The organism is uncultured Phascolarctobacterium sp., from assembly GCF_902463975.1.
Classification (GTDB): Bacteria; Bacillota; Negativicutes; order Acidaminococcales; family Acidaminococcaceae; genus Phascolarctobacterium_A.
Map to the genome: position 1 here is coordinate 40,501 of NZ_CABQHJ010000010.1, position 15,413 is coordinate 55,913.

15 protein-coding genes are annotated in these 15,413 nt (G+C 47.3%); all 15 read right to left on the minus strand.

The window, feature by feature from the left end; translation table 11 throughout:
* Positions 1–103: 103 nt before the first annotated feature.
* Positions 104–1,078: an SIS domain-containing protein gene (locus RDW05_RS04545; RefSeq protein ID WP_293829057.1), complete on the minus strand. Its 975-nt coding sequence runs from the start codon at positions 1,076–1,078 to the stop codon at positions 104–106.
* Between the two features lie 15 nt (positions 1,079–1,093).
* Complete coding sequence (kdsA, locus tag RDW05_RS04550; protein ID WP_021720673.1) at positions 1,094–1,912, minus strand: 3-deoxy-8-phosphooctulonate synthase; 819 nt, start codon at positions 1,910–1,912, stop codon at positions 1,094–1,096.
* A gap of 14 nt (positions 1,913–1,926) precedes the next feature.
* Positions 1,927–2,661: a 3-deoxy-manno-octulosonate cytidylyltransferase gene (gene kdsB / locus RDW05_RS04555; RefSeq protein WP_298884382.1), complete on the minus strand. Its 735-nt coding sequence runs from the start codon at positions 2,659–2,661 to the stop codon at positions 1,927–1,929.
* The gene (gene lpxK, locus RDW05_RS04560; protein WP_307978004.1) at positions 2,658–5,189 is read right to left on the minus strand and encodes a tetraacyldisaccharide 4'-kinase; all 2,532 of its coding nucleotides are present in this window, start codon (positions 5,187–5,189) and stop codon (positions 2,658–2,660) included. Before lpxK ends, kdsB begins: the two co-directional genes overlap by 4 nt.
* 19 nt (positions 5,190–5,208) lie before the next feature.
* On the minus strand, positions 5,209–6,942 hold the full coding sequence (msbA, locus tag RDW05_RS04565) for a lipid A export permease/ATP-binding protein MsbA (protein WP_307978005.1): 1,734 nt from the start codon (positions 6,940–6,942) through the stop codon (positions 5,209–5,211).
* Positions 6,939–8,075 (minus strand): lipid-A-disaccharide synthase, encoded by a 1,137-nt coding sequence (gene lpxB, locus RDW05_RS04570; RefSeq protein ID WP_307978006.1) that lies wholly within the window; start codon positions 8,073–8,075, stop codon positions 6,939–6,941. The genes msbA and lpxB overlap by 4 nt, the downstream gene beginning before the upstream one ends.
* A gap of 104 nt (positions 8,076–8,179) precedes the next feature.
* Positions 8,180–8,986, minus strand: a complete 807-nt coding sequence (locus RDW05_RS04575; protein WP_304270725.1) for an LpxI family protein — start codon at positions 8,984–8,986, stop codon at positions 8,180–8,182.
* Between the two features lie 4 nt (positions 8,987–8,990).
* Complete coding sequence (lpxA, locus tag RDW05_RS04580; protein WP_021720679.1) at positions 8,991–9,797, minus strand: acyl-ACP--UDP-N-acetylglucosamine O-acyltransferase; 807 nt, start codon at positions 9,795–9,797, stop codon at positions 8,991–8,993.
* Positions 9,798–9,973: 176 nt separating this feature from the next.
* Positions 9,974–10,420, minus strand: coding sequence for a 3-hydroxyacyl-ACP dehydratase FabZ (fabZ, locus tag RDW05_RS04585; RefSeq protein WP_021720680.1), 447 nt, complete (start codon positions 10,418–10,420; stop codon positions 9,974–9,976).
* Positions 10,421–10,423: 3 nt separating this feature from the next.
* The gene (gene lpxC, locus RDW05_RS04590; protein ID WP_021720681.1) at positions 10,424–11,272 is read right to left on the minus strand and encodes a UDP-3-O-acyl-N-acetylglucosamine deacetylase; all 849 of its coding nucleotides are present in this window, start codon (positions 11,270–11,272) and stop codon (positions 10,424–10,426) included.
* A gap of 21 nt (positions 11,273–11,293) precedes the next feature.
* Positions 11,294–12,145, minus strand: a complete 852-nt coding sequence (locus tag RDW05_RS04595; protein WP_307978008.1) for a lysophospholipid acyltransferase family protein — start codon at positions 12,143–12,145, stop codon at positions 11,294–11,296.
* A gap of 54 nt (positions 12,146–12,199) precedes the next feature.
* Entirely contained in the window at positions 12,200–13,222 is a 1,023-nt protein-coding gene (gene lpxD / locus RDW05_RS04600) for a UDP-3-O-(3-hydroxymyristoyl)glucosamine N-acyltransferase (RefSeq protein WP_293722385.1), read from the minus strand.
* A 69-nt stretch (positions 13,223–13,291) separates the two neighbouring features.
* A complete protein-coding gene (locus RDW05_RS04605; RefSeq protein WP_021720684.1) occupies positions 13,292–13,699 on the minus strand; it encodes an OmpH family outer membrane protein in 408 nt (135 codons plus the stop codon).
* 54 nt (positions 13,700–13,753) lie between these two features.
* A complete protein-coding gene (locus RDW05_RS04610; protein WP_307978009.1) occupies positions 13,754–14,674 on the minus strand; it encodes a hypothetical protein in 921 nt (306 codons plus the stop codon).
* Positions 14,675–14,779: 105 nt separating this feature from the next.
* Positions 14,780–15,265, minus strand: coding sequence for an OmpH family outer membrane protein (locus RDW05_RS04615; RefSeq protein ID WP_021720686.1), 486 nt, complete (start codon positions 15,263–15,265; stop codon positions 14,780–14,782).
* Positions 15,266–15,413: the final 148 nt, after the last annotated feature.

The window sequence follows — 15,413 nt, forward strand, 5'->3', positions numbered from 1 at the left end:
TCGTCATCTTCATCAAATATAGATTCTATCTCATCATCAAAAGACAACATTTCTTCATGTCTATTTTGCTTATTGCCAAAGGGAAATTCTAAGATTTTTTTCATTACACCACTCCCTGTCTTACCAGGTCGGTCATATGCAGCAGGCCGATAACCTTATTATCTTTGTCAATAACAGGCAATACGGTAATCGGTTTCGGTTTGTTGCTTTCCATAAGATGCAGAGCCTGTGCTGCCAGCTTGTCTTCGGTAATTGTTTTCGGAGATTTCGTCATCAGCTCGCAAACAGGACGCTGCAAGAAATCAACACCCTTGCTCAGACCGCGGCGGATATCACCGTCGGTAAGCACGCCCTGCATAACGCCGTCTGCATCAACAACGGATACGGCACCGAGGCCTTTATCGGTAATAACGAACAAGGCATCCTGTACCTTAGTATCTGCCAGTACAGTCGGATTATCCTCGCCCTTATGCATAATGCTGCCTACGGTCAGAAGCAGCTTGCGTCCCAGGCTGCCGCCCGGATGGAAGATAGCAAACTGGCTTGCCGTAAAGTTATGCTTTTTAAGCAGCGCCAAGGCCAGCGCATCGCCGTAGGCCAGCGCTGCAGTCGTGCTGCTCGTCGGTGCAAGACCAAGCGGACAGGCCTCCTTGCTGACACCAACATTAAGTACCACGTCAGCATTTTTGCCTAAGGTAGAATCAGGCTTGCCAACCATAGCGATAATCTTAGCACCAATGCGGCGCAAAGACGGCAGGATATTCAAAACCTCACCGGTTTCACCGCTGTTGGAAAGCGCAATAACAACATCGCTTTCTGTAACCATGCCCAGATCACCGTGAATGCCCTCTGCAGGATGCAGATAAAAGGACGGTGTACCTGTGCTGGCTAAGGTTGCTGCCATTTTGCGGCCAATCAGACCGGATTTGCCCATACCGGTAATAACAGTACGGCCCTGGCAGTCTAAAATCAATTTTACTGCCGCAGCAAAATTTTCATCTACACGCGGTACCAGCTCTAAAATCGCTTCTGCCTCCATGCGCAGAACATCCTGTGCATGCTTTAGCATTGCTTCCATGTTCTCACCCTACCTTTAGCCACGTACAATCTTGTCAATGGCAAGTACGTCGGTCAATAATTTTTCCAGATTATCCAGCTTAACCATGTTCGGACCATCGCTCAATGCTTCTGCCGGATTATCATGCACCTCTAAGAAAAGAGCATCGATGCCAACAGCAGCAGCAGCGCGTGCCATATGCGGAACATATTGGCTCTGACCACCGCTGGAGGTACCCTGTCCGCCAGGAATCTGTACGCTGTGAGTAGCATCCATAACTACGGGATAACCAAGCTCACGCATAATAGCCAGACCGCGCATATCGGTTACCAGTGTGTTGTAACCGAAGCTTGCACCGCGCTCGGTCAGCATAATGTTATGATTGCCTGCTTCCTCAACCTTTTTGATAACATTTTTCATGTCCCAAGGTGCGAGGAACTGGCCTTTTTTTACATTAACAGTCTTGCCAGTTTTGGCAGCTGCATAAACCAAATCAGTCTGACGGCACAGGAAAGCCGGGATTTGCAGAATATCTACAACCTCGGCAGCCTTATCAGCCTGCCAGGGCTCGTGGATATCGGTTACTACAGGAACGCCCAGATCCTTTTTAATCTGAGCCAAAAGCTTTAAGCCCTCTTCAATGCCAGGTCCGCGGAAAGAAGCATAAGAAGAACGGTTAGCCTTATCAAAGGAAGCCTTAAATACATAGGGAATGCCCAGCTTGTCGCAGATAGCCTTAGTGCGCTGACCAATCATCAGGCTGCGCTCATAGCCTTCAAGCACGCAGGGACCAGCCATCAGCATCAGGGGATGGCCCTGACCTACTTCATAATTACCAACTTTAACGATTTGCATAAGTATCCTCCAGCTTATTTATTCATTTTAGCAAACAGCTCATTGACTGCTGCCAAATCCTCGGGGGTATCAACACCGATGCCCTGGAAATCGCTTTCCAGAACTTTAATCTTATAACCATTCTCCAGCGCACGCAGCTGCTCCAGGCTTTCCGCTCTTTCCAGCGGTGTCGGCTGCAGTGCTGCATATTTCAGCAGGAAGCTGCGGCGGTAAGCATAAATACCTACATGCTTGTAAACCTTGTAGCCTTCAGGCTTATTGCGCGGATACGGCATCAGGCTGCGGGAGAAATACAGTGCATAGCCGTTAAGATCGGTTACAACCTTTACGGCAGCAGGATTATTGTAATCCTCCTCGTCCATAGCAACCTTCAATGTTGCCATCTGCAGCTCGCTGTCACCGGTAAAGCATTCAGCCAGACGGTCAATAACCTCAGGCGGAATCATCGGCTCATCACCCTGTACGTTAACAATAACATCAACATCAGGATAGTTCAGCGCTACCTCGGCCAAACGGTCAGTGCCGCTCGGATGGTCGGGAGAAGTCATCATTGCTTTGCCGCCAAAGCTGTCTACAGCCTTTTTGACAAGCTCATTATCAGTAGCTACAACTACCTCGTCCGGCAGCTTAGCCTGACAGGCACGCTCATAAACGTGCTGAATCATCGGCTTGCCTGCAATCAGGGAAAGCGGTTTGCCCGGAAGACGGGTAGAAGCATAACGTGCGGGAATTACGCATAAAACTTTCATTTTTTATCAAGCTCCTTTTTAATGGCATGGTCAATATATTCTTTGAACTTATCCATACCCTCGGTAATGCAGATATCCATGTTCAGGATATACAGAGGAATTTCGCGGGCAGAATAAATAAATTCAGTCGGAATCTTAACAGCATCCTTCGCCGTAGTAACCATCGCTACAGCCTTCAGGCTACTGGCACGCTCGTTGATGTACTGCATCTCCAGCATACCGTAATCGTGATGGTCGGGATAGCGTACAGCCTCCATGATATTCAAACCGATACTGGACAGCGTCTGTTCAAAGGAGGACGGGTTGCCTATTGCGGAAAAGACCATAACATCCTTACCGCGCAGCTCTTCCAGATCCTTGATATTTTCGGAAATACCCTTGTACCAGTCGGCAATTTCCACAAAATTTTTCGGATGGTGAATACTTTCTACTACCGGTGCCTTGTCATTATATTTGGCAATGGTATGACGCAGCTGAATGCGGCTCAGCTTGCTGCTCTGGTCGGTTTTTGTCAGCAGAAACAAATCGCCGCGACTCAGGTTTTCGAGCGGCTCACGCAGAGTACCGCGCGGCAGCACGCAGCCGTTGCCGAACATATTCAGCGTATCTACCAAGACGACATCCAGGTCGCGCTCCAGCTGCCAGTGCTGATAACCATCGTCCATAATGATAACCTCGGCATTCAGCTTTTCAACGGCATAACGGCCGGTAACGGCACGGTTTTTGCCGATGATTACCGGAATACCCGGCAAAGTTTTGGCCATCAGGTAAGCTTCGTCACCTGCTTCATATGCAGTCATGAAAATCTTATTGCCGTCGGAAACTACGCCCAGCTCCTTGCCCCAGTGCGAACGGTAGCCGCGGTTCAGGATAACAACACGATAGCCCATAGACTTGATAATAGCTGCCATCTTCTGGGCAGTAGGTGTTTTACCGGTGCCGCCTACGGTAATATTACCGATAGAGATAACGCAGCAGTTCAGCTTTTCTCTGTGCAGCAGGCCGCAATTATACATAGACAGCTTGCAGCAAACGCCGAACTCATATAAATAAGACATGCCACGCAGAACTGCCAGCAGCAGCCAGCCGAAGAACGGAGTTTCCGGACCATAGGCAACCTGCATAACATATTGGATAATCGCATCACCGTGACGCAGGCGTCCGCCGCCCTCATCCGTCAGGTTACGCGTATTAATCGGATAGCTTTTGTATTCACGGGCAGGCACAGCAGTTAAATCAAGCAGCTCCTTGAGATAACGGATACTGCGCACATCCGCACCGCGGTTCTCTTTGATAACCTGCAAGGAAGCCGCACCCATCTGCGCACGACGCTCATCATTGCCCAAAATGTCCAGCATTTCCTTCGTCAGCTCATCATTGTTGTTCACCATCTTGCAGGCCTTAACCTTGCTTAACAGTGCATAGGAATCCTTGAAGTTCTGCATGCTCGGGCCAACGAGAATCGGTTTGGCATGGGCAGCAGGCTCCAGTACGTTGTGACCGCCGGTATTGCTGAAGGAGCCGCCGACGAAAACAACATCGCCTACAGCATAAATACGTCCCAGCTCACCGATGGTATCAATAATCAGCAAAGGATATTCCTTACGCTCGCCGCTTTCCTCCAGCATTTTGGAACGGAAGCCTGTTTCATAGCCGTAATGGCTTGCCAGCTTGGCAATTTCCTCCGCTCTGGCAGTTTTACGCGGTGCGATAATCAGACGCGCATGAGGATATTTTTCACGGATAGCCTTAAAGGATTCAAGCAGTACCTTTTCTTCACCCGGATGCGTAGAACCGGCAACGATAATAGGATAATCCTCCTTCAAGCCAAGCTCAAAGCGATATTTTGCCAAATCCTCCGGCGTAACCTCGGCGTAGGTCTGGTCAAACTTGGTATTGCCGGTAACAAAGATTTTGCTGCGGTCAGCACCAAGATGCGCAATATAGTCGGCATCAATGCTGGACTGCATGCAGAAGCGGGTTACGGTATTGAGCATATCATCCCAAATACCATAAAGATATTTGTAGTTTTTAACGGATTTTTCGGAAATACGGCCATTTACCATCATTACGGGAATATGGCGTTCGCGGATAGCACGCAGGAAGTTAGGCCACAGCTCGGTTTCTACCGGCATGAATACACCTGGATGAATACGCTTGACCAAGGATTCTGCGACAAACGGTAAATCCAGCGGGAAGTAGATGATAGCATCTGCTTCAGGAATAATTTGTTTAGCCATGTTATAGCCGCCTACGGTAAAGGCAGATACCAGCACCGGACGCTCCGGCATTTCCTTGCGGATTTGTTTAACCAGCGGACTGGTGGCAACAATTTCACCTACGGACGCACCATGAATCCAAACACAGTCCTTGCCGATAACCTTAGCGATTTCCTTTTCATCTACACAGCCCAGACTCTGCTTAAAGCGCAAAGCGAAGCCTTTTTCTGTAAACAGGCGGTAAGTGTAATAGGGGACAATAAAAATTACCAACACTATTAAAATAAGAATATTGTAGAGTATATACATTTACTAACCTCTTTTCGCCTTACTTGTCTTCCTTGCTGCGATACTGAATCTTATACAGATGCGCGTACAGCCCGTCCATAGCCATCAGCTCATCATGGTTACCTTGCTCGATAAGCTGGCCCTTTTCCAGAACCATAATCTTATCGGCATTTTTAATCGTTGAAAGACGATGCGCAATAACAAAGGATGTTCTGCCTACCATCAGGCGGTCCAGAGCCTCCTGTACCACGCGCTCGCTTTCCGTATCTAGTGCAGAGGTTGCCTCGTCGAGAATCAGAATCTGCGGGTTTTTCAATATTGCCCGGGCAATGGAAATACGCTGACGCTGACCACCGGAAATATTCATGCCACGGTCACCCAGCATTGTTTCGTAGCCATCAGGCAATTGCATAATAAAGTCGTGGGCATTAGCAGCCTTTGCTGCGGCCTCTACCTCCTCACGAGTCGCATCAAGGCGGCCGTAAAGAATATTATCATAAACAGAGCCGTTGAACAGCACTGTTTCCTGCGGTACGATACCAACCTGCTCACGCAGGGAATCAAGCGTAACCTTGCGGATATCCTGACCGTCAATCGTAATGCTGCCGTTAATCGCATCATAGAACCGCGGCAACAGGCTGGCTACGGTAGATTTACCCGCACCGGAAGGACCGACAAAGGCAACCATTTCGCCCGGCTTAACCTCAAAGGAAACATGGCTCAGCACCTCTTCGTTTTCGTTGTAAGCAAAGCTTACATCATTGAAGCGTACATCACCCTTCACCTTCGGCAGAGCTTTGGCATCAGGTGCATTTTTGATATCTTCCGGTAAATCAAGTACGTCAAAAACACGCTGCGCTGCAGCCAATGCCTTCTGAATATTGCCGATAACACGGCTCAAACGTTTAATCGGGTTAGAAATATTAACAGCATAGGTAAGGAAGGCTACCAGAGAGCCTGCGGTGATACTGCCGTTGATAACGCTGTTGCCGCCGTACCAGAGAATAATGGAAACGCCGACAGCCGCAACAAATTCAATCGTCGGAGTAAGCGTTGAGGAAAGCTGTGCATACTTCATATTAGCACGGAAGTTGTTCATATTTTCCTTGTCAAAACGGTCCACCTCATAGCCTTCACGCACAAAGGATTTGATTACGCGCGGAGAGGAAGCAACCTCCTGCAGTACAGAGGTAATATCAGCAGCAGCCTCCTGAATACGACTACCGGATTTACGGATGCGTTTGCCAAAGTTGTCGATAAAGAAGAGTACCACCGGAAAGGTTGCAAAGGTTACAAGAAACAGCTTCCAGTCCAAATAAATCATCATGACAATAGAAGCTACTAAAATCACTGTTTCAGTAATCATTTCCACAACGTTGTCTACCATCGCAGATTGCAATGCACTTACGTCGTTGGTCACATAGCTCATAATCGTACCAGTTTTATGCTTGTCGTAAAAGCTCATGCTCAGGCGCTGCAGCTTTTCAAAAACGGCTTTACGGATATCAATAATCACGCGCTGACCAACATAGTTCATCAGATAGCTCTGACCATAATAAGCAATACCACGAATAACAAATACAACAATAATGCTTAATACTATCCAATTCAGCATAGTTGTATTTTTTTCACTCAACACCTGGTCAACCATATCCTTGATAACAAACGGCAAATAAGCTGTACCACCTGCAGCAATAATAGTACAAATTCCAGCTGCCAAGCCTCGTTTCCAATATGGTTTAATATATTTCAATGCTCGAAAGTATAAATTCATTTTCTCTCCTCAGTCATTTTTAAGATTAATTGAGCGACACGGTTTACCGCACCGGGTTCACCAAGTCTGTGCTTCATATACGCCAAATCGCTTTGCATCTGTACCTGACGCTCAGGCTGCAACAGCTCTACTGCAGTTTTCGCTAATTTTTCCGGGGTGAAGTCCTCCTGCAGTAGCTCCGGCATAATTGTTCTGCCAGCTACGATATTAGGTAAGCCGATGTTAGGAATGTTGATTACCAGACGCGCTATAAAAGCGTTCAGTGCCGATGTACGATAGACAATTACACTCGGCAGTCCGCATAAAGCAGCCTCCAGCGTTACTGTGCCGCTGGTTGCCAGCGCCAGGTCCGCCACACTGAACAAATCATAGTTATGGCCTTCAGTAATTTTCACCTCAATACCATACGCCGCTATCTTTTCCTGCAGCATGACCAGCGGAATAGTATTGGCACGCGGCATAACAAACTGCACATCTGGCATTTTCTTCTGTAAAAGCTTGGCGCCTGCCAGCAATGTCGGCAGCATTTTTTCAATCTCCATCAGACGACTGCCTGGCATCAGCAGCACCAGCTTTTTGCCAGGCTGCTTGCCAGCCCACGCTTCAGCCTCAGCCTTTGCCATCGTCGGGTGCACAATATCTACCAGCGGATGACCGACAAATTCTACCGGCGCACCTGCTTCCTTGTACACATCGTATTCAAAGGGGAAGATGCAGGCAACCTTATCCACTATCTTCGCAACCTTTTTGGCACGTCCCTTGTTCCAGGCCCACGCCGACGGTGCAATATATGATACAACAGGAATTCCTTTATCATGAGCCAGCTTAGCCAGCTTCATATTAAAACCGGGGTAATCGACAACTACCAGACAGTCCGGCTTGCGTTCGTCCATAATGCGCGCAAAATCACTGCGCAGGCGGAATAAATCCGGCAGCTTGCGGATAACCTCCACAAAGCCCATTACGCCATGGTCCTTAATGTCCCACAGCACCTCGCCGCCAGCCTGACGCAGAGCGTCACCGCCCATGCCAAAGACCTCAGCCTTGCTATCAAGTTTTTTTATAGCAGCAGTCACAGCAGCTGCATGGATATCGCCAGAGGCTTCTCCGGCAGATATTAATATTTTCGCCATGATGTCTCCTTGCATTTACCTATATATATTCAGTATATATTATAACACAAAAAGCGGCTGACATAAGCTATCAGCCGCTAAGAAATACGAAATTTTTACGATATTTATTTTACAAGAATGGTAATATTGTGCTCATCTGCCAGCGCAATCACTTTTTCGCGCTCCGGAATGATAGTATTACCTGCTTCAATAACAGCTCCGGTAGCACCGGCATGAATCATAGATTCAATCGTTGTCGTACCAAAACCGGGAATATCAAAGCGTTGATCCTGCTTCGGCTTGGCAGCCTTGGCTACAATCACACCGCCCTTGCCTAAAAAACCGCCGCGCAAAATGCAGGCATCAGTGCCTTCAATTGCTTCTACTGCCATCACAGCACGATTTTTTACAACTACGGTCTGACCAATATCAAGTCCGCCGATAGCCTTCGCCATCTCAAAGCCAAATTCCATATCCGCAAGCTCTGCCTCTGTAGGCTTACGCTTTGTCAGAACGCCAGGCTGTGGCAAAAGCGGTTTGATCAGCAAGGTCTGATCCATGACCTCAATGCCTTCGTCCTCCAGCTCCTTAACAATCGCATTCATGATAGTATCATCCTTGCGGTCCGGAATAGTAGCTAAAATTTTTATCGCCCGCAGATCAGGAACAATCCTGCCTGCTTTGTACAAAACTTCCTTTGTTACCTTACCGATCATGGTGACCTTGGTAACCTTATTTTTTTTCAGCGTAGAAATAATCTTGCCAATTTTGCCGATGTTGATATCGTAATAAGCATCAACACTGCCGGGCAGCTCCTCGTCAATCCCGGGAACAACACCTACAGCGACAACATGGTAACCCAGCTCCTTTGCCGAGCGTGCTACCTCTACCGGCAGATGTCCGACACCTGAAAGTACGCCCAGCACCTCCATAGCCTTAGCCTCTGCGTGTACGGATAATACCGCGTTCAACATTGCGCAGGAAACGCAGCAGATGTTCCATAGGCTCGGAGCTTGTCAGCTCCTGCTCCATAGTGCTGATTGCCTCCTGCAGCGGCAGGCCGCTGCGATAAAGAATGCGGAAAGCCTTTTTCAGCTCGCTGCGCTCTTCAACCGGCATACCTGCGCGGGAAAGACCAACGCTGTTCAGGCCGGAAACAAAAGCAGGATCACCAGCGCAGATCATGAACGGAGGAACATCCTGGGTTACACGTGCCATACCGCCAATCATTGCGTTACGGCCAATCTTGCAGAACTGGTGTACTGCAGACAAGCCGCCGATAACGGCACGGTCCTCAACGATAACGTGGCCTGCAAGTGTTGCAACGTTAGACATAATAACATTGTTACCCACGATGCAGTTATGTGCTACATGGGTGTAGGCCATCATCAGGATATTGTTGCCGATACGGGTTTCGTTGCCTTCGCCGCATGCACGATGAACAGTGCAGCATTCACGGAAGCTGCCGCCGTCACCGATAATGGTATAGCTTTTTTCACCTACAAATTTTAAATCCTGCGGTACTGCGCCAATAGAGCAGCCCGGGAAAAAGTGGCAATTCTTGCCGATTTTAGTATATGGATGGATAGTCACATGTGCGCCAATCACGCAGCCGTCGCCAATCTCCGTATCTTCGTCGATAACAGCATAAGGACCTACGCTAACGTCCTTGCCGATTTTAGCAGACGGATGAATAATTGCAGTTTCATGGATACCACTAGTTGGCATAATAACCGAACTCATTATTTTCACTCCCCAAACAAGATGTTAATCAAGCAATTAAATATAAATATAATACTATAATCACAGGTATCCACGATTTTTAACATTACAAAAATCACAGTTAAATGAAATTAGCATTAATTTTAGCTGTATTGCTCGCTTATTCTACCAATTACAGCTTTTTTGTATTTTGCTGATTAATTTTCTTTCGGGTCCATAATAGCAAAGGTGCAATCGCATTCGCAGGCAACCTTGCCGTCAACCTTACCCTCGCAATGAATGATACCCATGCTGCCGCGCATAATTTTAGTTACCTCAGCGGTGGTTACAACCTGGTCACCGGGCACAACCTGCTTGCGGAAGCGTACATTGTCTATTTTAGCGAAAACAGCAATCTTGCCGCGGTTTTCTTCCGGATACAGCATAGCAACGCCGCCAACCTGAGCCATAGCCTCAATCAGCAGAACGCCGGGCATAATCGGTTCATTAGGGAAATGACCTAAGAACTGCATTTCATTAGCGGTAATATTTTTAATACCTACTGCGCGCTTCATAGGCTCAACTTCCAGAATGCGGTCAACCAAAAGCATCGGATAACGATGCGGCAGAATCTTTTTAATTTCGTTAATATCTAATACTGTCATTTATTACTCCCCCTTTGTTCTGTAAGCCTGTATTTGCTTAGCGATTGCGGAATTAAAGGCATGGCCTGTTTTTACGGCAATAACATGCGCTTTAATCGGTCCCAGCAGATACAAGTCGCCGATGGCATCAAGTATCTTGTGTCTGATCAGTTCATCGTCAAAACGCGGCACAGAAAGAATTTTTTCATCATCAAAAACAACTACATTCTCTAACGAACCGCCAAGGCCCAGTCCCATCTTACGCAGCATTTCCAGCTCGGAAGTAAAAGCCACTGTTCTGGCAGCCATAATATCCTTTTTAAAGCTCTCCTTATCGAGCAGGATATCGAAATACTGGGTTCCCAGCATCGGATGACTGTTGATGGATGTAAAAGAAATTCTGTAGCCGTCATAAGGTAAAATAACGATATAACGGTCATTGTCATAAACGGAAAATGCTTTATCAACGGCATATATATGACGTTCTGCCTCCTGCTGCACCGGTTCTGCTTTTTCAATCAGCTCGCAGAAAACCTTAGCACTGCCGTCGGTTACCGGCGGTTCCGGGGAAGACATTTCAATACGGATATTGTCAATCGCCATCATAGACAGCGCACCCATAAGATGCTCAACTGTAAAAACCTCAGCACCGTTTGCACTAAGTGTTGTTGCCTTTACCGTGGAGCTTACATTCTCCGGCAAAGCTTTTATTTCCGGTCTGTCAGGTAAATCGGTACGGATGAAGATGATGCCTGTATCAGGTGCTGCAGGCTTCAGCGTCATCAGCACATCCTTGCCGGAATGCAGACCAATGCCAGAATAGGATACCTCTTTAGCAATTGTATGCTGGTATTCCTTTTTTTGTTCGGTCATTTTGCTCCTCCTTTATCAAATTTATTTTTTTCTGCCAAACCGCTGGCGTCCGTCCTTCCAACGGTCATGCACCCAGAACCACATTTCCGGATGCGCAATAATCTCATGCTCCAGAATTGTAACCAGCTCACGGGTTACTGCGTAAAAATCCTGCTCCTTGTTTTTAGTTTTCGGGGTGTACAAGGGAGGATAAATTTTAGCAGTACAGCTGCCATCTGCATTATTGTGCAGAAAGATTGGTAAAATCGGTGAACCGTAAATACGCGAAAGCGCCGCCGGTCCCATCGGAATAACAGAATCCTTGCCGAACAGATCAATGCGCACGCCATCATCATTCGTATCCTGGTCGTAAAGAATACCCAGAAGATTTTTTTCACGCAGCATACGGCTGATTGCCAGCAAGCCATGCTCACCACGGTTATAGGTAACCTTTTGTCCTACCATCTGGCGGAATTCATTGATGAGCTTATCCATATGACCATTATTCTGCTTACGCGTAATAGAAAGCATAGGATAGCCATGCAGCGCTACAGTTGCGCCTAAAAGCTCCCAGTTACCGTAATGGCCGGTAGCCATAATGACGCCCTTGCCCTGTGCATAGGCAGCCTCCAGATATTCCAGGCCTTCTACCCTTACTTTTTGGTCAATATTATCCTTATTCAGCAAGGGGAAGCGCATAACCTCCACGACCATGCGACCAAAGCGATGCAGGCTTTCTTCAGCGATTTGGGCCGCTCTTGCTCCATCTACTCCCAGACACTCGCGAATGTTGGCCTCTGCCATCTGCATACGCCAACGCGGTACAACCATTACTGCTACGCTGCCCAGGAATTTTGCTACCAGCTTACGCAGCCACATGGGTGAAACACACATAAATTTACTAAAAAGCTTGACTATATAATAACCTAACAAGCCTTCACCACCTACTTATTTTTTCAGCTCTGCCAGTTCCTTTTCCAGAGCCTTGACGCGCTTGAGCATATCGCCCATCTTGCGCATATTTGCTTCCTGACGCAGCCATTCCTTCATCGGCATAGCAGGGAAGCCACCCATAACGGAATTGTCTGGAACATTATTGGTAATACCGGTTCTACCACCAAATACGCAGTTGTTGCCAATGGTAATATGACCGACAGTACCAACCTGGCCAGCAAAGGTAACATTGTTGCCTACGGTTACGCTGCCGGAAATACCCACATGCGCAACAACCAAGCAGTTTTCACCTAAGATATCATTATGGCCGAGATGTACCAGGTTATCAATTTTGGTTCCCTTGCCAACGATAGTGCTGTCAACAGTAGCACGGTCGATACAGGTATTGTTGCCAATCTCTACATCATCCTGCAGCACTACATTACCGGTTTGCAGCACCTTGCTGTGCTTGCCGTTCTGGGTAATATAGCCAAAGCCGTCGCCGCCGATTACAGAACCGGACTGCAGAATAACTCTGTCGCCCAGCACGCAATCCTCACGGATGGTGGTATTAGGATAAAGAGTGCAATCCTTGCCCATTTTTACGCGTTTGCCAACATAAGCGTGCGGATAAATAACGCAGCCGTCACCAATCTCAGCATCGTCCTCTACTACCGCAAAGGGTTGGATAGCAACATTGCTGCCGATTTTTGCTTTTTTGGATACATAAGCATAAGGACTGATAACGCGCTCTACCTTCTCCTGCGGGCGGAACAACTCCAGCAGGGCAGCGAAAGCTGCACGCGGGTTAGCAACTCTGATAACCGGACGACCATCAAGCTCCGGATCCTCAGGGCTCAGAACCATTACACCGGCCTTGCTGAGATGACAATGCTCTACATGAGGCGGCACCGCAAAGGAAATATCCTTCGGACCTGCCTCCACCAATCCATTGACACCGGTAATGAGCAATTCGGGGTTATCATGCTCTACTGTACCTTTTAAAAACTCAGCTAATTCTTGTACACTCTTCTCCATTTCATACCTCCACCATAAAGCTGCTTACGCAAAAAGCGGACGGACTACCCGCCCGCTTCAGGGTGCTGCTTATTTCATTTTTGCAATTACATCACTAGTAACATCAGTGCCGCCTTGTGGAACAGCGCGCTTATCTAAAATAGCGCCCAGCTTTTTCTCATCGGAAACCTGCTTCAGTGCAGTATCCAGGCTGGCCTTCAGTTTATTTTGAGCCTCGCTTTGAATCAGCTTAGCCTTAGCGCCATAATCTTCGGCAACCTTTTTTGCATCATCGCCGGTTTTGCCTGCCATATCCTTATCCATCTGGGTTTTCAGGTCAGTCATTTTTTTAGTAACATCTTCCTGAGTTGTTTTTACGATAGGAGCTTCAGCTTCAATCTTGCTCATATCAACAGTACCAAAATCAGCATTGCGTCCGCTGCAGCCAAAAGTAAACATAGATGCTGCAATCATCAAACCAGCAATAATTTTTTTCATAATTTTTAACCTCACTTAATTATAGCATGAATCAGGCCCGGGCACGTGAACGTATCACGTCTTTTTTAAGGCCTTGATTATGGCATCGGTAATATCCTCCGCCTTCATATTAACTCTAAACTTATTAAAAACAATAGTATAACCGCGTTCATGCGCCAGCTTCACAGCCTGACTTTCGATATCCTGATTGATTTGCTTCTTCAAGCTATCATTCTTCTCCTGCTGCTTATCAATTTCTCTGTCGATAACACTCAGCGCATTGTTTAATGCCTTCGGTGCCGTATCAAGCATTTCCTTGTCGCGTTCCTCCGGCGATTTGAGCTGCTGCATAGCCTGAGCATGATGCTTCTGTGCCATCTCACGCATCCGCTGCTCAGCCTGCTCTTTATAAGGCAATACCTTGGCATCAACCAGGCGTCGTTTTTCCGCCTGCAGCTCACCAATCTGCACACCACGCTCCTGCTGCAAATGCTGCAGCTGCTTTTCAACCGCCTGACGTTCATCAGGCTTCATTTTTACGGTCTCCAGCAGCGCGCGTAAATTAAACAGCTTCAGCTTATAGGCTTCTTCAACCTCTGTTTTGCGTGCAGCCAGCTTGCTGTCTGCTTCTGCCTCAGCCTGTGCTACAAACTTCTGCAGCTTAGCATTTTCAATCTCCCTCTGTTCTACCATACGGGTATTGAAATCAGCCTCCATGAAGCTTTGCTGGCTGAGCTGCCGCAGACTGCGCAGCTTATTCAAGCTGCTTAGCTGCGCCTTGGCCAGCTCCTCCTGACCTTTACGCTTGTTCAGCAGATCCTGCAGGATTTTTTCGCCCTGCTCCAGCTTAGCATACTGAGGATGGGCGCTTACCGCCTGCTCCCAGTTGATAACAGCAATTTTTTCCTGCGGTCCCCGGACATTGGTACTGCATGCCGAAATCAGCAGAGCAGCTGCAATAATAGCACTTATTTTTACCAGCTTGTTCTTCTTCATTCCTGCCTCCAATAACATTGCTGTACATCCGTAAATACCGCGATTAAATTGACATTGCGCAAGGCAATCTGCCAACTTCAGAGCAGCAATGCGCTGAAGAAGCTGTTATTTGCCTGCTTGCATAGCCTTGGCAACCTCATCGGTAATATCTACACCGCCGAAAACAACAGTGTTCTTATCTACTACAACTGCCAGACCTTTTTTGTCGGCAATCTTTTTGATGCTAGCTTCGATTTTCTTCAGCACAGGGTCCATCAGCTCTTTTTGTTTGTTGGCAAGACGTTCCTGAGTCTGAGTATAATACTTTCTCTTTTCTGCCTCGTTCATGGTCTTGCTTTTCTCATTGAAATCCTTTTGGGCAGATTCGATTTCTTTGTTCATAGCTTCGTTAACTTTGCTCAAATCCGGGCTTTGTGCTACCAGCATCTGATAGTTAACTACACCGATAGCAGATTCGCTGGAGGCTGCAAAAGCACTCTTGCCAACACCGCTCTGCGTTACAGAAAGCGCAAAGCAGCCCAGTACAAAAATGGCTGCTATAAACAAGGAGATCAGTTTTACATTTTTAGGGTTACGCAATTTCTGCATCATAATCTAAATCCCTACCTTCTTTTCCTCATACAAAAATTCAGAAGCGGCAAGAACAGAAAACAACAGTCAGCTGCTGTCATCTGCTTCTGTCCCGTCTGTTGCAATAATATATCTTATTATATCAGCCTGCGCTCATTCTTTCAAGAAT